This is a genomic window from Streptomyces sclerotialus (assembly GCF_040907265.1).
GTDB lineage: Bacteria > Actinomycetota > Actinomycetes > Streptomycetales > Streptomycetaceae > Streptomyces > Streptomyces sclerotialus.
Map to the genome: position 1 here is coordinate 1,853,364 of NZ_JBFOHP010000002.1, position 21,539 is coordinate 1,874,902.

The 21,539-nt window shown below is 73.2% G+C and carries 18 protein-coding genes and 1 pseudogene; 2 read left to right on the forward strand and 17 right to left on the reverse strand.

Annotated features, from left to right (window positions below):
- The 8 genes and pseudogenes from AAC944_RS08295 to infC form a co-directional block, all read right to left on the reverse strand.
- On the reverse strand, positions 1-1,272 hold the full coding sequence (locus AAC944_RS08295; protein ID WP_078888624.1) for a PP2C family protein-serine/threonine phosphatase: 1,272 nt from the start codon (positions 1,270-1,272) through the stop codon (positions 1-3).
- A 205-nt stretch (positions 1,273-1,477) separates the two neighbouring features.
- Positions 1,478-3,985 carry a phenylalanine--tRNA ligase subunit beta gene (pheT, locus tag AAC944_RS08300; protein WP_030616305.1) on the reverse strand — a complete coding sequence of 836 codons (2,508 nt, stop codon included), beginning with the start codon at positions 3,983-3,985 and terminating at the stop codon, positions 1,478-1,480.
- The gene (gene pheS / locus AAC944_RS08305; protein WP_030616310.1) at positions 3,985-5,109 is read right to left on the reverse strand and encodes a phenylalanine--tRNA ligase subunit alpha; all 1,125 of its coding nucleotides are present in this window, start codon (positions 5,107-5,109) and stop codon (positions 3,985-3,987) included. The genes pheT and pheS overlap by 1 nt, the downstream gene beginning before the upstream one ends.
- A 140-nt stretch (positions 5,110-5,249) precedes the next feature.
- Positions 5,250-6,410: a sensor histidine kinase gene (locus AAC944_RS08310; protein ID WP_030616313.1), complete on the reverse strand. Its 1,161-nt coding sequence runs from the start codon at positions 6,408-6,410 to the stop codon at positions 5,250-5,252.
- Between the two features lie 45 nt (positions 6,411-6,455).
- Positions 6,456-7,310 carry a TrmH family RNA methyltransferase gene (locus AAC944_RS08315; RefSeq protein ID WP_030616315.1) on the reverse strand — a complete coding sequence of 285 codons (855 nt, stop codon included), beginning with the start codon at positions 7,308-7,310 and terminating at the stop codon, positions 6,456-6,458.
- A 127-nt stretch (positions 7,311-7,437) separates the two neighbouring features.
- Positions 7,438-7,821, reverse strand: coding sequence for a 50S ribosomal protein L20 (gene rplT / locus AAC944_RS08320; RefSeq protein ID WP_030616318.1), 384 nt, complete (start codon positions 7,819-7,821; stop codon positions 7,438-7,440).
- A 101-nt stretch (positions 7,822-7,922) separates the two neighbouring features.
- Positions 7,923-8,117 carry a 50S ribosomal protein L35 gene (gene rpmI, locus AAC944_RS08325; protein ID WP_030616321.1) on the reverse strand — a complete coding sequence of 65 codons (195 nt, stop codon included), beginning with the start codon at positions 8,115-8,117 and terminating at the stop codon, positions 7,923-7,925.
- A gap of 124 nt (positions 8,118-8,241) precedes the next feature.
- A pseudogene (gene infC, locus AAC944_RS08330) lies at positions 8,242-8,881 on the reverse strand (translation initiation factor IF-3).
- Positions 8,882-9,309: 428 nt separating this feature from the next.
- Between infC and AAC944_RS08335 the strand changes: the two are divergent.
- Positions 9,310-9,699 carry a DUF1844 domain-containing protein gene (locus AAC944_RS08335; RefSeq protein ID WP_030616329.1) on the forward strand — a complete coding sequence of 130 codons (390 nt, stop codon included), beginning with the start codon at positions 9,310-9,312 and terminating at the stop codon, positions 9,697-9,699.
- Between the two features lie 141 nt (positions 9,700-9,840).
- Here AAC944_RS08335 and AAC944_RS08340 read toward each other — a convergent pair whose 3' ends face one another.
- From AAC944_RS08340 to AAC944_RS08355, 4 genes are all read right to left on the reverse strand, one after another.
- Entirely contained in the window at positions 9,841-10,587 is a 747-nt protein-coding gene (locus AAC944_RS08340) for an MIP family channel protein (protein WP_030616333.1), read from the reverse strand.
- 245 nt (positions 10,588-10,832) lie between these two features.
- Positions 10,833-11,567: an SseB family protein gene (locus AAC944_RS08345; RefSeq protein WP_030616335.1), complete on the reverse strand. Its 735-nt coding sequence runs from the start codon at positions 11,565-11,567 to the stop codon at positions 10,833-10,835.
- Between the two features lie 179 nt (positions 11,568-11,746).
- Entirely contained in the window at positions 11,747-12,892 is a 1,146-nt protein-coding gene (gene mycP, locus AAC944_RS08350; RefSeq protein WP_030616338.1) for a type VII secretion-associated serine protease mycosin, read from the reverse strand.
- Complete coding sequence (locus tag AAC944_RS08355; protein WP_196943042.1) at positions 12,889-14,064, reverse strand: hypothetical protein; 1,176 nt, start codon at positions 14,062-14,064, stop codon at positions 12,889-12,891. Before AAC944_RS08355 ends, mycP begins: the two co-directional genes overlap by 4 nt.
- A gap of 228 nt (positions 14,065-14,292) precedes the next feature.
- Here AAC944_RS08355 and AAC944_RS08360 point away from each other — a divergent pair, with 228 nt between their 5' ends.
- The gene (locus AAC944_RS08360) at positions 14,293-15,507 is read left to right on the forward strand and encodes an amino acid deaminase/aldolase (RefSeq protein WP_030616345.1); all 1,215 of its coding nucleotides are present in this window, start codon (positions 14,293-14,295) and stop codon (positions 15,505-15,507) included.
- A gap of 39 nt (positions 15,508-15,546) precedes the next feature.
- On the opposite strand, the gene AAC944_RS08365 is transcribed toward AAC944_RS08360, so the two are convergent.
- From AAC944_RS08365 to AAC944_RS08385, 5 genes are all read right to left on the reverse strand, one after another.
- The gene (locus AAC944_RS08365; protein ID WP_030616348.1) at positions 15,547-16,530 is read right to left on the reverse strand and encodes a DUF2510 domain-containing protein; all 984 of its coding nucleotides are present in this window, start codon (positions 16,528-16,530) and stop codon (positions 15,547-15,549) included.
- A 28-nt stretch (positions 16,531-16,558) separates the two neighbouring features.
- Complete coding sequence (locus AAC944_RS08370; protein ID WP_030616351.1) at positions 16,559-17,860, reverse strand: HAD family hydrolase; 1,302 nt, start codon at positions 17,858-17,860, stop codon at positions 16,559-16,561.
- Between the two features lie 108 nt (positions 17,861-17,968).
- Positions 17,969-18,763, reverse strand: coding sequence for a 3-oxoacyl-ACP reductase (locus AAC944_RS08375; protein WP_030616354.1), 795 nt, complete (start codon positions 18,761-18,763; stop codon positions 17,969-17,971).
- 1 nt (position 18,764) lies between these two features.
- Entirely contained in the window at positions 18,765-20,132 is a 1,368-nt protein-coding gene (locus AAC944_RS08380; RefSeq protein ID WP_030616357.1) for an aldehyde dehydrogenase family protein, read from the reverse strand.
- 11 nt (positions 20,133-20,143) lie between these two features.
- On the reverse strand, positions 20,144-21,511 hold the full coding sequence (locus AAC944_RS08385; RefSeq protein ID WP_030616359.1) for a glutamine synthetase family protein: 1,368 nt from the start codon (positions 21,509-21,511) through the stop codon (positions 20,144-20,146).
- Positions 21,512-21,539: the final 28 nt, after the last annotated feature.

Consider the following 21,539-nt stretch of genomic DNA (forward strand, 5'->3'; position numbering starts at 1 on the left):
TCACATCAGACGACTACGCTCCCCTTGACCCGGCCGACGCCCCGTCAAACCTCGGGCGGAGCGGGGGCAGCCGGGGGCGAGGGCCAGCAGGGCGACGTCGTCGGTGAGCCGGCCGCCCGCGTGCCGGACGATCCGGTCGCGTACGGAGGTGACGAGGGCGCCGGGGGCGGGCGGGCCCGGCACCGTGTCGGCCAGGCACGCCAGCAGCTCGGCGCGGAACGGGAAGAACGTCCCGTGCGCGTCGCGGGCGTCCTCGGCGCCGTCCGTGTAGAGCAGCAGCCCCTCGCCGCCGGCCAGCCGCCCGGACAGCGGCGGGAGCCGGTCCGGGAGCGGGAACAGGCCCAGCGGGGGCAGCGGTTCGGTGTCGGCGGCCGGCTCGGCCGTGCGTCCGCCGAACCGATACGGCCACGGATGGCCGCAGTTCAGCGCCGTGTACTCGCCTCCGGGTGCGAGCTGGAGCAGGAGGACCGTGACGAACTCCTCCGCCGCCGGGCTGCCCGGCGCGGGGCCGCCCGCCGCCGGGTGTTCGGCGCGGGCCCGCTCCGCCAGGTGCCGGGCCAGCGTGCGGTCCAGGCGCCGCAGCACGCCCGCCAGCCCCGGCTCGTCGTGGGCGGCCTCGCGGAAGCAGCCGAGCATGACCGAGACCGTGCCGATCGCCGCCAGGCCGTGGCCGCGTACGTCGCCGATGATCACCCGCAGGCCGTACCGCGTCGGCACCGCGTCGTACAGGTCCCCGCCGATCAGCGCGCCCTCGCCGGCCGACAGGTGGCCGGCGCCGACCCGGACGCCGCCGAGCCGGTCCGGCAGCGGGCGCAGCACGAGCCGCTGGGCCGCCTCCGCGATGTCGCGGGTGCGGTCGAGCTCACGGAGCAGCCGCGCCCGGCGGCCCGCCGTCAGACAGCCGGCCACGATCACGGCGAGGACGGCGGCGCAGGTGCCCGCGCGGGTGGCGGGCGGCACGGTCCCGCTCCCCGGGCCGAAGGGGACCAGCGCCAGCAGGGCGCACACCCCACTGAGCATCACGCACACCCGGCGGCCGGTGCCGGCGCAGGCGATGGCGGGGGCCGCGGCGAGGAGCTGGAGCAGCTGACCGTGGCCGGAGCCGGCCAGCTCCCAGGCGAGGACTCCGGCCACCCAGAGGCCGGGGAGCACGAGGACGAAGAGCCGGAGCGCGAAGCCGGCATGCGTCTCGCCCGCCACCGGCGGCAGGGGGTGCCGCACCGGAAGCCGGCGGCGGACCCGGCCGCACTGCCGCGCCGAGGTGCGGATCATCCGGATGCTCCCCCTCGGCCGTGCCGTCGCCTGTCCGCGTGCGTGATCGATTCTGGCGACGCCCGGTGGCGGCCCGGCCACGCCCCGCTTCCCTCTCACCCGATCGTGTGATGAGCGGTGTTGACGCCGTCCGGCCGGAGCAGGGCACGGAAAAGCGGGTGGCGGCCCGGCCGAGACCGGTACCGCCACCCGCTTCGGGTGCTTCTTACGCGCGCAGGCTCGCGCCCGTCCGCTCGACGGCCGCCGCCACCGCGGCGTCACGGGCCGCGGAGGCCTCGTCGGCCTTCAGGGTGCGGTCCGGGGCGCGGAAGCGCAGCGCGTACGCCAGCGACTTCTTGCCCTCGCCGAGCTGCTCGCCGGTGAAGACGTCGAACAGCCGCAGGTCCTCCAGCAGGTCACCGGCCCCGGCCCGCAGCGCGGACTCGACGTCGGCGGCCGGGACCGCGGAGTCGACGATCAGCGCGACGTCCTGGGTGGCGACCGGGAAGGTGGAGATCCGCGGCGCGGGGACCGTGCCGCCGCCGGCCCGCTCCAGGCGGTCCAGGTCGATCTCCATCGCGCAGGTGCGCTCCGGCAGGCCGAGCGCCTTGACGACACGCGGGTGCAGCTCACCGGCGTTGCCGACGAGCACCTCCTCGCCGTCCACGACGGCGAGCAGCGCGGCGCACCGGCCCGGGTGCCAGGGCGCGTGCTGGTCCTGGCGGACGATCAGCTCGACGCCCGCCTCACGCGCCACCAGGCGGCCGGCCTCGACGGCGTCGGCCCAGGTCGCCGGGCGGCCCTTGCCCCACCAGCCGGCCTGCTCGCGGGCGCCCGCGAGGACCACGGCGGCGCGGCGCGGCTGCTCGGGCAGCGCACCGTTCAGCGCGGCGATCTCCGCGTCGGTCGGACGGCGGTCGACGGGCAGCCGGGCGGCCGGCTTCTCGTCACCGGTCGGCCGGAAGACCAGGCCCGTCTCGAAGAGCGCCAGGTCGTGCGAGCCGCGGCCGTCGTTGCGCCGCAGCGCGGACAGCAGGCCCGGCAGCAGCGTCGTACGGAGCGAGGGCTCCTCGTCGGAGAGCGGGTTGGCCAGCTTCACCGTGCGGCGACGCGGATCGTCCGCCTCGATGCCGAGCTGGTCCAGGACCGTCTCGCCGATGAAGGGGTAGTTCAGCGCCTCGACGTACCCGGCACCGGCCAGCGCGCGGCCGGCCCGGCGGTGCAGCCGCTGCCGCTCGGTCAGGCCACGGCCCGCGGGCGGCGTCGGCAGCGTGGAGGGCAGGTTCTCGTAGCCCTCCAGCCGGATGACCTCCTCGGCGAGGTCGTTCGGGTCGGTCAGGTCAGGGCGCCAGGACGGCACCGTCACGACCAGCTCGTCCTGGCCGTACACATCACAGCCGACCTGCTGGAGGCGGCGCACGACGGTCTCCCGGCCGTACGTCACGCCCGCGACCTTGTCGGGGTGGTTCGCCGGGATGGTGATCGAGCGGGGCGCGCTGGGCGCCACGATCTCGGTCACGCCGGCCTCGGCGGTGCCGCCCGCGAGCAGCACGAGCAGGTCGACGGTCCGCTGCGCGGCGGCGGACGCGGCCTCGGGGTCGACGCCGCGCTCGAAGCGCCGGGACGCCTCGGAGGACAGCTTGTGACGGCGGGCCGTGCGCGCGATCGACAGCGGGTTGAAGTGCGCGGCCTCGATGACGACCTCGGTCGTGCCCTGGCCCTCCACGTGGTCGGCGATCTCGGTGTTGGCGCCGCCCATGACGCCCGCCAGGCCGATCGGCCCGCGGTTGTCGGTGATGACCAGGTCCTCGGCGTCCAGGACGCGCTTCGTGCCGTCGAGCGTGACGATCTGCTCGCCGGGCTCGGCGCGGCGCACGCCGATCGTGCCCTCGACGAGGGACCGGTCGTACGCGTGCAGCGGCTGGCCCAGCTCCAGCATCACGTAGTTCGTGACGTCGACGGCCAGCGAGATCGGCCGCATGCCGGCCTTCTGCAGGCGGCGCTTGAGCCAGATCGGCGAGCGCGCCTCCGGCTGGAGACCGACGACCGTACGGGCCGTGAAGCGGTCGCAGCCGAACGGGTCGGAGATCTTGACCGGGTAGCCGTAGGAGTTCGGCGGCGGCACGTCCAGCAGCGCCGGGTCGCGCAGCGGCAGGCCGTACGCGGTCGCCGTCTCGCGGGCCACGCCGCGCATGGACAGGCAGTAGCCGCGGTCCGGGGTGACGGCGATGTCCAGCACCTCGTCGACGAGCTGCAGCAGCTCGATCGCGTCGGTGCCGACCTCGTACTCCGGCGGCAGCACGATGATGCCGCCGGAGCCGTCGTCGCCCATGCCCAGCTCGTCACCGGAGCAGATCATGCCGTGCGAGACCTTGCCGTACGTCTTGCGCGCGGAGATCTTGAAGTCGCCGGGCAGCGTGGCGCCCGGGAGGACCACGACGACCTTGTCGCCGACGGCGAAGTTACGGGCGCCGCAGACGATCTCCTGCGGCTCGCCCGTGCCGTTGGCCTGGCCGACGTCGACCGTGCAGAACCGGATCGGCTTCTTGAAGCCCTCCAGCTCCTCGATCGTCAGCACCTGGCCGACGACCAGCGGACCTTCGAGCCCGGCGCCCAGCTGCTCGACGGTCTCCACCTCCAGACCGGAGGCAATCAGCTTGGCCTGCACGTCACGACCGGTCTCACCGGCCGGCAGGTCGACGTACTCCCGCAGCCAAGAAAGCGGGACCCGCATCAGATCTCCATCCCGAAAGGCCGGGTGAAGCGCACGTCACCCTCGACCATGTCTCGCATGTCCTCGACGTTGTGGCGGAACATCAGCATCCGCTCGATGCCGAACCCGAAGGCGAATCCGCTGTACTTCTCCGGGTCGACGCCGCAGGCCGTCAGCACCCGCGGGTTGACCATGCCGCAGCCGCCCAGCTCGATCCAGCCCTCGCTGGAGCAGGTGCGGCAGGGCGCGTCCGGATTGCCCACGGACGCGCCACGGCACACGTAGCACACCATGTCCATCTCGGCGGACGGCTCGGTGAACGGGAAGTAGTTCGGCCGCAGCCGGGTCTGCATGCCCTCGCCGAACAGCGCCTGAACCATGTGGTCCAGCGTGCCCTTGAGGTCGGCCATGGTCAGGCCCTCGTCGATGGCGAGCAGCTCGACCTGGGTGAAGACCGGGGTGTGGGTGGCGTCCAGCTCGTCGGTGCGGTAGACGCGGCCCGGGCAGATCACGTACAGCGGCGGCTCACGGTCCAGCATCGAGCGGATCTGCACCGGCGAGGTGTGCGTACGCAGCACCACACCGGTCTCCTTCTCGCCGTCGGCGGCCGACTCGACGAAGAAGGTGTCCTGCATCGTGCGGGCCGGGTGGTCCGGGGCGATGTTCAGCGCGTCGAAGTTCAGCCACTCCGACTCCACCTCGGGGCCCTCGGCGACGGAGTAGCCCATCGCCACGAAGACGTCCTCGATGCGCTCCGAGAGGGTGGTGAGCGGGTGCCGGGCCCCGGCCTGTACGCGGTCGTACGGCAGCGTGACGTCCACCGCCTCCTCGACCAGCACGCGGGCGTCCCGCTCGGCCTCCAGCTCCTCCTGGCGGGCCTTGAGGGCCTGGTTCACCTGGCCGCGGGCCTGGCCGACGCGCTTGCCGGCCTCCGCCTTGGCGTGCGGGGGCAGGGCGCCGATCTCCCGGTTGGCGAGCGCGAGCGGCGAGGTCCCGCCGGTGTGCGCGGTCTTCGCCTGGGCGAGTGCGTCGAGGTCACCGGCGGCGGCGAACGCGGCGAGCGCCTCGTCCCGCATGCGTTCGATCTGTTCCGGTTTCAGTGCCTCGACCTCGACAGGGTCGTACGACTTATTGGGTGCGGACATCTCTTCCCGTGCTTCCGATGGTCTTGGCGCGCGGCTTGCCCCCGACGCTTGAGTGCCAAAGGTGCCAAAGGTCAAGTCTAAGGGGCACCGCGGCCACGCCTCACCGGCGCCCCAGGGAGGACAGCGCCCGTCGGACCCGGTCAGCCCATGAAGGCCGGGGCACCGACGGGCAGGGTAAATCGGAACTGCGCGCCGCCGGCCGGGGCCCGGCCGACCGTGATCGTGCCGCCGTGGGCCTCGACGATGCCCTTGACGATGTAGAGCCCCAGGCCGGTGCCACCGCGCTTGCTGCCCCGCCAGAAGCGGGTGAAGACGCGGTTCATCGAATCCTCCGGGATGCCGGGGCCCTCGTCGCTCACCGTGACGGTCGTCCCGGTGCGTTCCCGCTCGGGCGGGGCGGAGAACGAAGGCGCTACCTCGATTGTCACCGTTCCCTCGCCGTGCCGCACCGCGTTTTCCAGCAGGTTGCCCAGTACCTGGTCGATCTTGTCCGGATCGGCCCACAGCTCCGGCAGCGGTTCCCGCATCCGGATCAGGAAGCGGTCGGGCCGCTGGCCCGCCGTCGTCTGCGCCTGCACGTGCCGGCGTACCGCCGAGATCATGTCGACCCGCTGCCGCCGGACCTCCAGGCGCCCGGAGTCGATCCGTGAGATGTCCAGCAGCTCCGCGATCAGCCGCGTCACCCGGTTGGCGTCGGCGTCGACGGTCTCCAGCATCAGCCGCTTCTGGTCGTCGGTGAACCGCTCCCACTTCTGCAGCAGCGTCGCGGTGAAGCCCTTCACCGACGTCAGCGGCGACCGCAGCTCGTGCGCGACGGTCGCGATCAGCTCGGCGTGACTCAGCTCCGTACGGCGGCGCGCCTCGGTGCCGCGCAGCGTGATGACCAGCCGCCGTACCGGCTCCAGCGGCCGCGGGCGCACGTACCGCGCGGAGACCAGCAGCTCACGCCCGCCGAGCAGCAGATTGCGCTCCGGCTGGCCGGTACGGATGGCCAGCCCGCCGTACGGATCGGTCAGCTGCCACCAGCGGCGGCCCTCCATGTCCTGCAACGGCAGGGCACTCTCCAGCGGCACCCCGAGCGCGTCCGCGGGGTCCACGGCGGTCAGCCGCGCCGCGGCGGCGTTGAAGCAGACCACCCGGCCCGTCTCGTCGGCCACCACGAGGCCGTCGGGGAGGTCGTCCGGATCCAGCCCGGCGGCCGTGGCTGCCGGGTCGTACGGGAGCGGAGGGTTCTCACCGGGATCACCCGAGAGACAGATGTCCACGACGGATGCGCGTGCGCCGGAAGTCCTCACATTCATCCCGCTACCCCCTGCCCCCTCCCGGGTCCTGGGCCCGCAACCCTACTAGCCCGCGGCGCCGGAGCGGCACCCTCCGGCCGTGCGCTGGGCGCGCGCGGAGGCGTAGAGGCACACCGCGGCGGCGGTCGCGAGGTTGAGGCTCTCGGCCTTGCCGTGGATGGGCACCCGCACCACCGCGTCGGCCAGCGCCCGGGTCTCCTCCGGCAGGCCCCAGGCCTCGTTGCCGAAGACCCAGGCCGACGGTCCGCCCATGGTGCCCGCGTCCAGCTCGGCGTCCAGGTCGTCGGCGCCGGCGCCGTCCGCGGCCAGGATGCGTACGCCCACGCCCTTGAGCCCCGCCACGACCCGCTCGACCGGCACGCCGACGGCCACCGGCAGATGGAAGATCGAGCCGACCGAGGCCCGCACCGACTTGGGGTTGTAGAGGTCGACGGAGGCGTCGGTGAGCACCACCGCGTCGGCGCCCGCGGCGTCCGCGCAGCGCAGCACCGTACCGGCGTTACCGGGGTCGCGGACGTTGGCGAGCACCGCGACGAGCTTGGGCCGGGCGGCCAGGATCTCCTCGAAGGGCGAGTCCAGGAAGCGGCAGACGCCGACCAGGCCCTGCGGGGTGACCGTCTGCGAGAGGTCGGCGATGGTGTCGTCGTCGGCGAACAGGACCCGCACCCCGGCCGCGCGGGCCGCCGCCACGATGCCCGCGTGCCGCTCGGCGGCCTCGGGCGTGGCGAAGACCTCGATCAGGGTCGGCTCGCCGTCGCCGCTGTGCCGTACGGCCTCTCTGACCGCCTGCGGGCCCTCGGCGATGAACCGGCGCTCCTTGCCGCGGAAGTTGCGGCGGGCCAGCCGCCGCGCTGCGGCGACGCGTGCGGAACGCGGGGAGATCAGCTCGGGGGTGCCCATGGGCGGCGGCTCACTTCTGCGGAACGTGCGTACGGAGGGGGTACCGGGGGATACCGGGGGTGGAAACGGCGGCGGACCCGCAGGCCGGGGCCTGCGGGTCCGCGCGACAACTGCCTCAGGCTGTGGTTCAGGCAGCCTTGGGAGCGTTCACGTCGCTCGGCAGCGCCTTCTGCGCCACCTCGACCAGCGCGGCGAACGCGTTCTGGTCGTTGACCGCGAGGTCGGCCAGGATCTTGCGGTCCACCTCGATGTTGGCGGCCTTCAGACCCTGGATGAAGCGGTTGTAGGTCATGCCGTTGGCGCGGGCAGCGGCGTTGATGCGCTGGATCCACAGCTGACGGAAGTCGCCCTTGCGCTTCTTGCGGTCGTTGTAGTTGTAGACGAGGGAGTGGGTGACCTGCTCCTTCGCCTTGCGGTACAGACGCGACCGCTGGCCGCGGTAGCCGCTGGCCTGCTCGAGGATCGCCCGGCGCTTCTTGTGGGCGTTGACTGCCCGCTTGACGCGTGCCACTTGTTAACTCCTTGTAGCGGGGCCGTGGTGGTCTTCACACGGCCCGAATCGATTCAGGTCCCGGTCGAGGTCGCGCGCCGCCTTCTCAGGGGCGCGGCGACTCACTTGCCGAGAAGCTTCTTGATCTTCTTGGCGTCGCCCGGGGCCATCTCGGCGTTGCCGGTGAGGCGACGCGTCAGCTTGGACGACTTGTGCTCAAGCAGGTGGCGCTTGCCGGCGCGCTCGCGCAGCACCTTGCCGGAGCCGGTGACCTTGAAGCGCTTGCTGGAGCCGCTGTGCGTCTTGTTCTTCGGCATGCGCCGTTCTCTCCTCGTCAGTGGCGCTCCCGCCGACCGGTGGGCCGGCATATGGGAGCGTCAGATGTATCGATTGGTGTCCGGGGCGGTGTCCCCGGCGCTGATCCGGGGCAGCACCCTGGAATCACGCCTCGGCGGGCTCCTCGGCGGCCTGCTCGGAAGCAGCACCCTGGCGCTCCGCCTTGCGGGCGGCCTGCGCCTCACGGGCCTCGGCCATCGCCTCGGTCTTCTTCTTGTGCGGACCGAGGACCATGATCATGTTCCGGCCGTCCTGCTTCGGGTTCGACTCGACGAAACCGAGGTCCTGGACGTCCTCCGCGAGCCGCTGCAGCAGCCGGTAGCCGAGCTCCGGCCGGGACTGCTCGCGACCACGGAACATGATCGTGATCTTGACCTTGTCACCCTGCTTGAGGAACCGGACGACGTGACCCTTCTTGGTGTCGTAGTCGTGCGGGTCGATCTTCGGCCGGAGCTTCATCTCCTTGATGACCGTGTGCGCCTGGTTCTTGCGCGCTTCACGGGCCTTCATGGCCGACTCGTACTTGAACTTTCCGTAGTCCATGAGCTTGCAGACCGGCGGACGGGCGTTCGCCGCCACCTCGACCAGGTCGAGGTCGTACTCCTGCGCAAGCTCCAGGGCCTTGGCAAGCGGCACAATGCCGACCTGCTCGCCACTGGGACCGACGAGTCGCACCTCGGGGACGCGAATCCGGTCGTTGATGCGGGGCTCGGCGCTGATGGATCCTCCTCGGTAAGCACCACACGACCGCCTGGCGGACAGCCGCGTAACGTCTGTTCGGTGTGACCACCCTCGCCGAAAGCACGAAAAACGCCCCGGACGGGACACAGGCGGGGCTCCTCAAAAGATCGGGGAGCACCGCCGCGAAGTCACCGCGGGGCGCAGCCTGACCGCTGACCCGCCTGCCCTGAGGGCTGGAATCGGGTGGGAGATCGGAGCCTCCACTTGTGGGCCGGACACGTACGTGACCGGCCGGTCGTAGTCAATAGTACATGACCCGGGCGGGGCCTGTACCGGGCGTACGCGGGCACGGCCCCTGCGTGTACGCCGAATGCATCCGGCACCGGTACCGAGTGCCCCTCACGCGGGCGCGGGGGCGCCGGGGCCTAGTCTGAGGGCAGCGCACCGGCCGCACGGAGCGGGCGCACCGATCGTACGGACAGATAGAGAGCCATGAGCGACGCCACCCCTCCCTCCTCCGACCCCGCAGCCGCCCCGGACGCGCAGCCCGCGGACTTCGACGCGATGACCCGCGACATCGCCGACGTGCCCGCCGTCGAGGTGATCACCACGGTCGCGGTGCACCTGATGAGCTCGGCCGCGGTCAACCTCGGCCTCGCCGAGGAAGGCGAGCAGCACAAGGACCTGGACGAGGCACGCAAGCTCATCCACGCGCTGGCCGGGCTGGTCACCGCCAGCGCCACCGAGATCGGCTCGTACCACGCCGCGCCGCTCCGGGACGGGCTGAAGTCGCTGCAGCTGGCGTTCCGCGAGGCGTCGGTGGTGCCGGACGAGCCGGGCCAGGGGCCCGGCGAGAAGTTCACCGGGCCGGTGTTCGGCTGAGCGGTCCGCCATGGGCGGCGCGCCGCCCTCGGGAGACGCCGGTGGCCCCCTGATCCACGTGGATCAGGGGGCCACTGTTGTCGCGGGGCGCCTGCAGCGGGGCGCCTGTAGCGGGGCGCCTGCAGCGGGGCGCCTCGGTGGTCAGAGCGCCGCGCGTTCGTCCGCCGGAGGCTCCTGGTCGGCCGGGGGCCGCAGCGGGCTGTACGGGGTGTGCGTGAGCCGGTGCGCCAGTGCCGCCAGCACGCCGCCGATCAGCGGCGCGACGATGAACAGCCACAGCTGCGAGAGCGCGCCGCCGCCCGCGAAGAGCGCCGGGCCGAAGCTGCGGGCCGGGTTCACGGACGTACCCGTGAGCGGGATGCCGATGAGGTGGACGGTGGCCAGCGCGATACCGATGGCCAGGCCGTCGAAGCCGACCAGGGCCACCTTGTGGGTGACCGCGAGGACCACGAAGACCAGCAGGAAGGTGAGCACGATCTCGGCGACGAACGCACCGCCGAGGTTGATGTGCACCGCCGAGCGGTCACCGAAGCCGTTGCTGCCGAAGGCGCCGTCGGTCTTCAGGCCCGGCACCTGCTTGGCCACCAGGAAGAGGATCGCGGCACCGACGATGCCGCCCAGCAGCTGGGCGATCCAGTACTCGACGGCCGTGCGGAGGGTGATGCGGTGGGCGATGAGCATGCCGAGCGTCACCGCGGGGTTGACGTGGCAGCCCGAGATGGGGCCGAGCGCGTAGGCCAGGGCCAGCAGGGTGAAGCCGAAGGACAGGGCGATGCCGAAGGTCCCGATGTACTCCCCGGCCAGCACGGCAGCGCCGACCGCGAAGAACACCAGGAGCAGCGTGCCGAGGAACTCGGATACGACCGAGCGGGTCTCCGGGGTGTCCATGTAGGGGCCTTCCTCGAAGGGATCTTGCACCTGCTGCGATTGTGCGGTGCCCGCGAGAGGCTCGCCTCTCGGCGGGGGCCGACCGGGCCCTCGGGCGGAGCCCTGGGCGGGCAGCGGGCGGCGGGTGCGGATCGGGGAGGCTGCGGCCCTGTACGGGCCGGGGTTCGGTGACGGCCGGTGGCTCGGTGGTCCGGTGGTCCGGTGGCTCGGTGGCCCGGTGGCCCGGTGGCCCTTGCGGGCCGGGGTCAGCGGGCGAAGAGGGCTTCGCCCTCAGGGGCCGCGTCCGGCGGCAGGAGGGCCAGGTCGAGGCCGCGTACGAGGCGCTCGCGCAGGACGTCGTCCGAGGCCAGCGCGGTGGCCACGCGCTGCGCGACCTCGCCGGCCGGGGCGTCGGGGACGAGGCCGAGGGCCAGCGTGGCATCGGTGTCGGCGGACGGCGCCAGATGGGCGACCCGGACGCCCGGCTCCGCGGCGAGCACGGCCCGGAGCGCCTCGGTGACCGCGGGGTCGGCGAGCGGGTCGGCGGTCTCCCGGCCCTCGGCGAGGGCGCGCAGGGCCGCACCGGTGAGCGGGTACGTCACGGGGCCCGCGAGGTCGATGACGACGGTGTCGGCCTTCTCGTGGGCCGCGGCGAGCAGCGCCTGCTCCAGCGGGACGGCGACCGGACGGGCGTCCGGGCGCCAGCGGTGCAGGGTCTCCATGGACGTGAAGGCGGGCAGCGCGCGGCGGCCGTCCGGGGCCTGGAGGGTCGGCACGGCCATGTCGCTGGTCTTCTCGCGCTTCAGCCCGTCCGGGCCGGTCTCCACCTCGCCCAGCAGGGCCACCACCGGTACGAGCAGCCGTGCGCCGCGGAGGGCGGCGAGGAGGCGGGGCTCGGTGGAACGGTCCTCCGACCAGGCGGCGAGGGCCGCGGCCAGTTCGGGGTCGGCTGTGCCGGTGTCGTCGGAGAAGCCGGGGTTGGGGATGTTCTTCAGGTCCACGGGTCGAGCCTATCGGCAGGGTGAGGCTTGGTTTCGGGCGGTGCCCGGCGGTGCGGTTTCGTCGGGAGCGCCCCGTCGACGGTTGTCCTCAAGCGCCGGACGGGCTGGGTGTGATCGGGTGCGGTGCCGGCCCTCCGCGGGTGGGTGGGAAACAGGTGGGTGGGGGCCGAGCTGGGTGGTCAGGTGCGGCGGCGCCAGAGGAGGAGTGCTGTTGTCACCAGGGCTGTGCCGGCGATGGTTGCTGTCCAGGGGAGCCAGGAGCCGCCGGTGGCTCCGGCGGACGCGGTCGGGCCCGGGCCGAAGTAGTGCTCGGTGTATGTCGTGCGGGTGTCGGAGGCCGGTTTTGTGGGGGCGCCCTTCTCGATGGCTGCTGCGGGGTTCACCAGGCCGGCGCCCAGGTCGTCGTTGCGGCCCTCCTCGGGGCTGTCCTGGGCTGTCTCGGTGAGGAGCTGCTTGATCTGGGCGGGCTTCAGGTCGGGGTGCGCCGCGCGGACCAGTGCCACGGCGCCGGAGACGTACGCGGCTGCGGCGCTGGTGCCCCAGCCCTCGTAGTACTTGCGGTCCGGGTTGGCGATGACGACGTTCACGCCGGGTGCGCTGACCGTGGCGTACCAGCGGCGGGTGGAGAAGGGGGCCCGGGAGCCGTACTTGTCCACCGCGGTCACCGCGATCACGCCCGGGTAGGCGGCCGGGTAGGAGACGTGGTCGCCCTTTTCCCCGCCGTTGCCCGCCGAGGCGACGACCGGGACGCCCTTGGCGAGGGCGTACTGGACGGCGGCGTCCTCGCGCGGTTCGGGGTGGGCGGAGTCGCTGTCGTCGCCGAGGGAGAGGTTGATGACGTCGGCGCCGTGGTCGGCGGCCCAGCGGATGCCGTCGGCGAGGGCGTCGGCCCGCTCGGTGCGGGCCTTCTTGCGCTGCGGGTCGGCGTCTTCGAGGATCACCCGGACGGGGAGGATCTTCGCTTCGGGGGCGATGCCGAGGACGCCGTCGGCGTTGTCGTGGCCGTGGCCGTGCCCGGCGATGATGCCGGACATGGCGGTGCCGTGGCCCGCCCAGGTCTTGTCGCCGCGTTCGGCGCCGAAGCCGATGAGGTCCTTGCCGGGCAGGACCTGTCCCTTCAGGTCGGGGTGGGTGGCGTCGACGCCGGTGTCGAGGACGGCGACGGTGATGCCCGCGCCCTTGGTGGTCCGCCAGGCGTCGTCGACGTGCAGGGCGTTCAGGGCCCATTCCTGTGTCCGTATGCCGTCGGCGTGCGCGGGCGGGGTCGCGAGGGCCAGGGCGGTGGCGGTGAGGGCGGCCGCGAGGGCGCGGCGGGCGCGGGTCATTCGGCTGCCTCCGCGGCCTCGGCCGCCTGGGTGCGGAAGGTGTGTTCGATGCGGTCGGCGACCCCGGCGGCGTCGTGGCCGAGCCCGGACTGGGCGGGCGCCGAGGTGGCGCCGGTCTCGGTGGCCTCGCTCGCCGGTTCCGGGGTGGCCACCTCGCGGCCGTCGGCGAAGCCGGAGACGGCGTAGACGACGAGCGGCGCGTCGGGCAGCACCTGGATGCTCCAGCTGGCGCGCTGCTCAGGGCCGAAGCCCGCGGCGAGGGTGCCGGGCGCGGTGTACGGGCGGGGCATCAGGTCCCGGCGGCCGGCCAGCCGCTCGGTGGTGAACCGCTGGTTCAGGGCGCGCATCCCGGCCGGGTCGGTCCTCGTGGTGACCACTCCGACGGTGATCACGCTGCTGTGGGTGGCGTCCACGTAGTCGGCGCGCAGCAGCCGCTTGCAGCCGGCCGGGGCCAGCGCCTTGGCGAGCAGCGGGTCGAAGGCCTTGGCGCAGCCGCTGTCGGGCGCGACCGCGATCCGGTGCCAGGTGCGGTCGGCGCCGCCGGGGCCGGCCGCCGTGCCGCGCAGGGTGCGCGGGAAGAGGGTGTTCACGGGGACGCTGTGCCACAGGCCGCGGGTGCCGGCGAACGTGGCGGCCGTCGCCTGGCCGTCGCCGGGTTCCCCGGCGAGCCAGCTGCCGGCCGCGGCCCCGCCGATGAGGCCGAGGCCGAGGACGAGGCAGGCGGCGGCGACGGCCTTGCGTACGGCCGGGCGGCGCGGCGGCGTGGCACCGGGCGGGACGGGGTGTCCGGGAGGTGTGACGGTGCCACGTTCGGGCGGCAGCGGTGCGCGCGCGGCGGGCGGTTCCTGGGGGGACGTTTCCGCTGCCGTCGGGGCCGCGGGCTCCGGCACGGTCTTCGTGGCCGGTGCCTTGGTGCCCTTCGCGCGGTGCCAGGTGGCCGCCGCGCGGGCGAGGTGGAAGGACGCGGTGTCCGGGTAGCCGGGCGGCGCGGGGCGGCTGGGCTTCGGCGGCACCGCGGGCCGGGGCGGCGCGGCGCCGCGGCCCTGCGCGGCGTCGTCCGGGGCGGCGTCGGAGGTGGCCGGCGCGGACGGGGCCGCTTCCGGGCGGTACGGGGGTGGCGGGGGTATCCGGGACGAGCGGCGCGGGCCGACGTAATTCGCTTCGGTGCTCACCCGCGCTCCCCCTCGCGCAGTTCGGTCCCGTGCCCGGGCGGCGGCATGCCGGGCGGGACGGTATGGATCAGACCTGGTGCCGCGGGTCTGCGGGCCGCGGCCTGCGCCACTTTACGGGCTGTCGCGCCCCCGGCCGCAACTCGTGTCCGGTACCGGTCGCCGGGCTGTGTCCGGTCTGTCGCGATCTCTCCCCTACCCTGCGGTAATGGCGTCTGGCAGGCTGCCGTCATGAACCGGTTCACCTCCGATTCCCCCGCACTCGGCGCCCGTTACGACCGGGCCACCGCTCACCTCGACGCGCCGCTGGCCATCGTCGACCTCGCGGCGTTCGATGCCAATGCCGCGGATCTGGTGCGCCGCGCGCACGGCAAGCCCGTACGGGTCGCGAGCAAGTCCGTCCGCTGCCGGGCCCTGCTGGAACGCGTGCTGGCGCGGGACGGGTTCGCCGGGATCATGAGCTTCACGCTCGCGGAGTCGCTGTGGCTGGCCCGCTCCGGCTTCTCCGACATCCTGCTGGCCTACCCCTCGGCGGACCGGGGGGCGTTCGCCGAGCTGGCGGACGATCCGAAGCTGGCCGCCGCGGTGACGGTGATGGTGGACGACGTGGCGCAGCTGGAGTTGATCGACGCGGCGCGGGCCGGGGGCCGGGCGGAGATCCGGGTGTGCCTGGAGCTGGACACGTCCTTCCGTGCCGCGGGCGGGCGGATGCGGGTGGGGGCGCGCCGTTCGCCGCTGCGGGAGCCCGCACAACTGGCTGAATTCGCTCGGCTGGTGGCGCGCCGGCCGGGCTTCAAGGTCGTCGGCCTGATGGCGTACGAGGGCCATGTGGCGGGCGTGGGCGACGCGGTGGCGGGGCGGCCGCTGTTCTCGCGCTCGGTGCGCGTCATGCAGGCCGCGGCGCGCAAGGAGCTGGCGCGGCGCCGCTGGGAGGCGGTGCGGGCCGTCCGGGCCGAGGCGCCGGACCTGGAGTTCGTCAACGGCGGCGGCACGGGCAGCGTGCAGGGCACCGCGGCGGAGGCGGCGGTGACGGAGGTCGCGGCCGGGTCGGGGCTGTACGTGCCGCGGCTGTTCGACAACTTCCGCTCGTTCAGCGGGCGGCCGGCGGCGCTGTTCGCGCAGCCGGTGGTGCGCCGGCCGGGGCCCGGCGTGGTGACCGTGCTGGGCGGGGGTTATCCCGCGTCGGGTGCGGCGGGCGCCGACCGGCTGCCGGAACCGTATCTGCCGGCGGGGCTGGCGTACGACCCGCAGGAGGGGGCGGGTGAGGTGCAGACGCCGCTGCTGGGCGCGGCCGCCGACCGGCTGCGGGTGGGCGACAAGGTGTGGTTCCGGCACGCCAAGGCCGGTGAGCTGTGCGAGCGGTTCGACGCGCTGCGGCTGGTCGACGGGGACCGGGTGGTGGCGACCGTGCCGACGTACCGCGGCGAGGGGCACACGTTCCTGTAGGCGGGGGGTACGGGGCGGAACCGGACCGCCCCGTACCGGTCATGCCGTCGGCTTGATCCCTTCGAGGATCCTGTCCATGTCGGCGAGCGGCGGGGCCTGGCCGCCGACGTCGAAGGTGAAGCGCACCACGACCATCGAGCCGGAGCCACCGGGCGAGGGGAAGGCGACGGACTGCGCGATGCCGTCCGGGCCCTTCTTGTTGGTGACCTTCCAGCGCACCAGGTAGCCCTGCCGGCCCGCGACGGTCACCTTCTCCGACCGCAGCTCCTCGTGGTTCTCGATGCCGCCGTAGTAGTCCTTGTCGCCGTACGGGCCCTTGCCGTAGGTCGCCTCGATGTTCTTCTCGATGTCGGCCTTGGCGATGCCCTCGGCGGTGGTCTCGGAGAAGCCGGACGCCGTCTCGGACAGGACCTTGCCGCGCATGCACTGCTTGCTGGGCGCGCCCTTGCAGTAGTACGGCCCGATGTACATGTCGATGTCGTTGCCGAACTCTTCCTTGCGCCAGCCGTCGAGCACCGGGATGGCGATGCTGTTCAGGGCGTCGACGAGGGTGTCCTCGTCGTCGGTGGGCACCGGCCCGGGCGCCGCCGAGCTCGTGGACGGCTCGGGCGAGGGGCTCGTGCTCCTGCTCGCCGTCGGAGCGGGCTTCGGATCGTCCTGCGGGTCGCCGCCGCCGAGGGTGACGGCGAGGACGACGCCGAGGGCGGCCACCGCGGCCACGGCACCGGTGATCGCGAGGATCATCGGCCCGCGCTTCCCGCCACCGCCGCCCTGACCGGGGCCGCCGGGCTGTGCGGGGCCGAACCCGCCCGGCGCGGCCTGCGGGTACCCGTAGCCCGGCTGCTGCTGCGGGTACCCGTAGGCACCAGGCGTCTCCTGTTGCTGCGGAGAGCCGTACGCCGCCGGTGCGGCCTGTGCCGCGCGGGTGTGGCCGGTCCACGCCGAGCCGTCCCACCAGCGTTCGGGGGCCGGGCCGTCGCCCGTGTGCCCGGGGTCCGGGTACCAGCCCGGCGGTGTCGTCATGCTCACGCCGGACACTGTATGGCCGGAATCAGCCGCCGTACACACTGTCCCGCTGGTCGGGCACCACGCTGCCGTCGGCGCGGCGGACCGGCCCGAAGCCGCCCTCCGGCTCGATGTTCGCGGCGGTGGAGCAGGGGTACGTGCCGGACTTGCGCGGCAGCGGCTCGATGAACATGGGGTTGACCACCCAGCGTCCGTCGGCGTTGTCGTAGGCCCGGCACATGAACTCGTTCTTGTTGCGGTTCAGCACGAGGTGCGCGCCGGTGGCGTCGCCGACGAAGGTGACGTCGGTGTCCGCGTCACCGCCGCCCAGCGCGATGCGGTGGGCGAAGTCCTGCCGCTGCCAGGCCTTGGCGCCCTTGATGCCGAAGATCTCCTGGTTGACCCAGCAGCGCTTGCCGTCGACGTACGGGATGGCCTCGCCCTTGTTCCGCCCGATGCCGCCGCAGCCTTCGTTCTCGTACGTGATGCGGCCGTGCTCGTCGAGGACACTGCGGATGGCGATGGTGTGCTGCTTGTCGATGCCGATGCCCTTCGACCAGACCTCGGTGACCGGCTCGGACCCGGCCGAGACGATGTAGACGTCGAAGCCGGCGCGCTTCAGGGTGCGGACCAGGTCGCGCTGCTGGTCGTAGTAGCGCACGTAGCCGGGGACGGTGTGGCTGCCGACCTTGTCCTCGCTGCCGATCGGCGCGGCGAGGGCGCGCTTGCGCGCCGCCGCGGCGTAGGAGCGCAGCTCGGCGACGGTGTGGCCGGCGAACAGCTGCGGGATCCAGGCGTACTGGGGGACGGTGCGCCGGTGGTTCCAGGTGCCGGCGAAGGCCTCGGCGCCGTCCGCCGTCTCCGCCTCGTCGCGGATGGAGAAGATCTCGTCGGCGCAGGCGGTGTCGGTGGAGGTGTTCAGCGGCGCGCCGACCGGGACATCGGTGCCGCAGGCCTTGGTGAGGGCGCGGTCGGCGGCCGGGGTGAGCCACTTGCTGGTGTCGCGCCAGTGGGCCGGGCGGAGGATCTTGTCGTGCTGCAGGGACCAGACGAGCGTCGCGTCGGTGACGTCGTTCTTGGTGAGGGTGTTGTCCCAGTCGAAGGCGGCGACGGGGCGCTGTCCGTGGCCGTGCGCCAGTCCGGGGTGGGAGCAGACGCCGCGTTCGTCGATGGTGCGCTGGAGCTTGTCGCGGTTGGTGCCGTACCACTTCAGGCTCTTCGACAGCTGCGGGCAGCCGGCCTGCCGGGCCGTGGGGGCTGCCGGTGCCGCGGTGGCGGGCACGGCGGCGGCCAGGCCTGCGGTGACGGCCAGGGCCAGGGCCGGCGCGAGGGTGTGCCGGATGCGCATGCGTCCTCCTTGACGGTGCGGGCCGGGGCGGACCCGGCCGGGCCGGCGGCACGCCACCGCCGGCCCGGTCATGATCGGGAAACCATACCCGTGCGCCTTACACGTTGCTTACACCGGCGTGACGTACGCCCCGGCGATGCCGCCGTCGACGAGGAATTCGGCCGCATTGACGAACGAGGAGTCGTCGCTGGCGAGGAAGGCGACCGCGGCGGCCATCTCCTCGGGCTCGGCGAACCGGCCCGCCGGCACGTGCACCAGGCGGCGCGCCGCCCGCTCCGGGTCCTTGGCGAACAGCTCCTTGAGCAGCGGCGTGTTGACGGGCCCGGGGCACAGCGCGTTCACCCGGATGCCCTCGCGGGCGAACTGGACGCCCAGCTCGCGGGACATCGACAGCACGCCGCCCTTGGACGCGGTGTAGCTGATCTGGGAGGTGGCGGCGCCCATGACGGCGACGAAGGAGGCGGTGTTGATGATGGAGCCCTTGCCCTGCCGCTGCATGTACGGGAGGGCGTACTTGCAGCACAGGTAGACGGAGGTGAGGTTGACGTCCTGGACCCGCTTCCAGGCGTCCAGCCCGGTGGTCAGGATGGAGTCGTCCTCGGGCGGCGAGATGCCGGCGTTGTTGAAGGCCACGTCGACCGAGCCGTAGGTGTCGTACGCGGTCTTGAACAGCGCCTCGACCTGGCCCTCGTCGGTGACGTCGACCTGGACGAAGAGGCCGCCGACCTCGGCGGCCGCGGCCTTGCCGGCGGTCTCGTCGATGTCGGCGCAGACGACGTTCGCACCCTCGGAGGCCAGCCGGCGGGCGGTGGCGAGGCCGATGCCGCTGCCGGCACCGGTGATGACGGCGGTACGGCCGACCAGTCGGCGGCAGACGGGGGTCTCGGCGGTCCGGTCGGTCATGTCACTGCTCCTCGGTGCTGATGAAGACGTTCTTGGTCTCGGTGAAGGCGGCGAGCGCGTCGGGGCCCAGCTCCCGGCCGAGCCCGGACTGCTTGTAGCCGCCGAACGGGGTCCAGTAGCGGACGCTGCTGTGCGAGTTGACGGAGAGGTTGCCGGCGGCGACCGCGCCGGAGACGCGCAGCGCCCGGCCCACGTCGCGGGTCCAGATCGAGCCGGAGAGGCCGTAGTCGGTGGCGTTGGCGAGGCGTACGGCCTCGGCCTCGTCCTCGAAGGGCAGCACGACGGCGACCGGGCCGAAGATCTCCTCGGTGGCCGCGCGGTCCTCGGGCCGTCCCTCCAGGACGGTCGCCGGGTACCAGAAGCCCTTGCCCTCGGGCGCCTCGCCGCGGATGGCGACCGGGGCGCCGTCGGGGACGTAGGACCGTACGCGGTCGCGCTGGGCGGCGGAGATCAGCGGGCCCATGCCGGTGGCGGGGTCGGCCGGGTCGCCGACGGTCACGGCCTTGACCGCGGGCTCCAGCAGTTCCAGGAACCGGTCGTACACGGACCGCTGGACGAGGATGCGGCTGCGGGCGCAGCAGTCCTGGCCTGTGTTGTCGAGGAAGGAGCCGGGCGCGGCGGCCGCGGCCTTCTCGATGTCGGCGTCGGCGAAGACGATGTTGGGGCTCTTGCCGCCGAGTTCGAGCGTCACCCGCTTCACTCCGGCGGCGCACTTGGCCATGATCTGCTTGCCGACGCCGGTGGAGCCGGTGAAGACGACCTTGGCGACGCCGGGGTGCTCGACCAGCGCGTTGCCCGCGACGGGCCCGGCGCCGGGGAGTACCTGGAACAGGCCCTCGGGCAGGCCCGCTGCGAGGCCCAGTTCGGCGAGGCGGAGGGCGGTGAGCGGGGTGGTCTCGGCGGGCTTGAGGAGGACGGCGTTGCCCGCGGCGAGGGCGGGGGCGGTGCCCCAGGCGGCGATGGGCATCGGGAAGTTCCACGGCGCGATGACGGCGACGACGCCGAGCGGTTCGTGGAGCGTGAGGTTCAGGCCACCGGCGACGGGGATCTGCGCGCCGGTCAGCCGCTCGATGCCGCCGGCCGCGTATTCGAGCAGGTCGCGGGCGTTGCCGGCCTCCCAGCGCGCGTTGCCGACGGGGTGGCCGGCCTCCCGTACCTCCAGCTGGGCGAGCTCTTCGAGGTGGGTGTCGACGGCGGCGGCGAAGCGGCGCAGCAGCCGGGCGCGGTCGCCGGGGGCGAGCGCCGCCCACTGCGCCTGGGCCTTGGCGGCCCGGGCGACGGCGGCGTCGACCTGGTCGGGGGTGGTGGCCGGGACGGTCGCGATGACCTCTTCGGTGGCCGGGTTCAGGATCTGGTGCTCGGAGGGCAAGTGACTGGTCCTCACATGCGTTCGAAGGAGCGGAACCGCTCCCAGTCGGTCACGGCGGAGTCGTAGGCGTCGAGCTCCACCCGGGCCATGTGGAGGTAGTGCGCGACGACCTCGTCACCGAAGGCGGCGCGCGCGATCGGGCTCTTCTCCCACAGGTCGGCGGCCTCGCGGAGCGTCGTGGGCACGTGCTCGGCGTCGCCGGTGTACGCGTTGCCGGTACAGGCGTCCGGCAGCTCCAGCTTGTGCTCTATGCCGTACAGCCCGGCCGCGACCATGCCGGCCACGGCGAGGTAGGGGTTCACGTCGCCGCCGGGGAGGCGGTTCTCGAAGCGGTGGGCGTGGCCGTGGCCGATGACGCGGAGCGCGCAGGTGCGGTTGTCCGGGCCCCAGGCGACCGCGGTGGGCGCGAAGGAGCCGGGCCGGAAGCGCTTGTAGGAGTTGATGTTCGGCGCGTACAGCAGGGTGAAGTCGCGCATGGCGGCGATCTGTCCGGCGAGGAAGTGCCGCATCAGGGGCGACATGCCGTACTCGCCGTCCGTGTCGGCCAGCACGGGCGTGCCGTCCTCGTCGCGCAGCGAGAGGTGGATGTGGCAGGAGTTGCCCTCGCGCTCGTCGTACTTCGCCATGAAGGTGAGCGCCATGCCCTCCTGGGCGGCGATCTCCTTGGCGCCGGTCTTGTAGACGGCGTGCTGGTCGCAGGTGGTGAGCGCCTCGTCGTAGCGGAAGGCGATCTCGTGCTGGCCGAGGTTGCACTCGCCCTTGGCGGACTCCACCGTCATCCCGGCGGCGCCCATCTCGTTGCGGATGCGGCGCAGCAGCGGCTCGACCCGGCTGGTGCCGAGCACGGAGTAGTCGACGTTGTAGAGGTTCGCCGGGCTCATGTCCCGGTATCCACGCCGCCACGCGTCCTCGTAGGTGTCCTTGAAGACCATGAACTCCAGCTCGGTACCGGCGTACGCGCGCCAGCCGCGCTCGGCGAGCCGGTCCAGCTGGCGGCGGAGGATCTGCCGCGGGGAGGCGGCGACGGGGCTGCCGTCGTGCCAGGCGAGGTCGGCGGTGAGCAGCGCGGTGCCGGGGCTCCAGGGGGTGCGGCGGAGCGTCGCGGTGTCGCCGTGCATGCAGAAGTCGCCGTAGCCGCGCTCCCAGGAGGACATCTCGTAGCCGTCGACGGTGTTGAGGTCGACGTCGACGGCGAGGAGGTAGTTGCACCCTTCCGAGCCGTGGGCCAGGACGTCGTCGAGGAAGAACCGGGCGGCGAACCGCTTGCCCTGGAGCCTGCCTTGCATATCGGTGAAGGCGAGGACGACAGTGTCGATCTCTCCGGCGTCGACGAGCCTTCTCAGCTCCTCGACCGAGAGCGGGGGCGTGCGGTCTGCCACGGTGGTGCCTCCTGTCGCTGCATCCGGA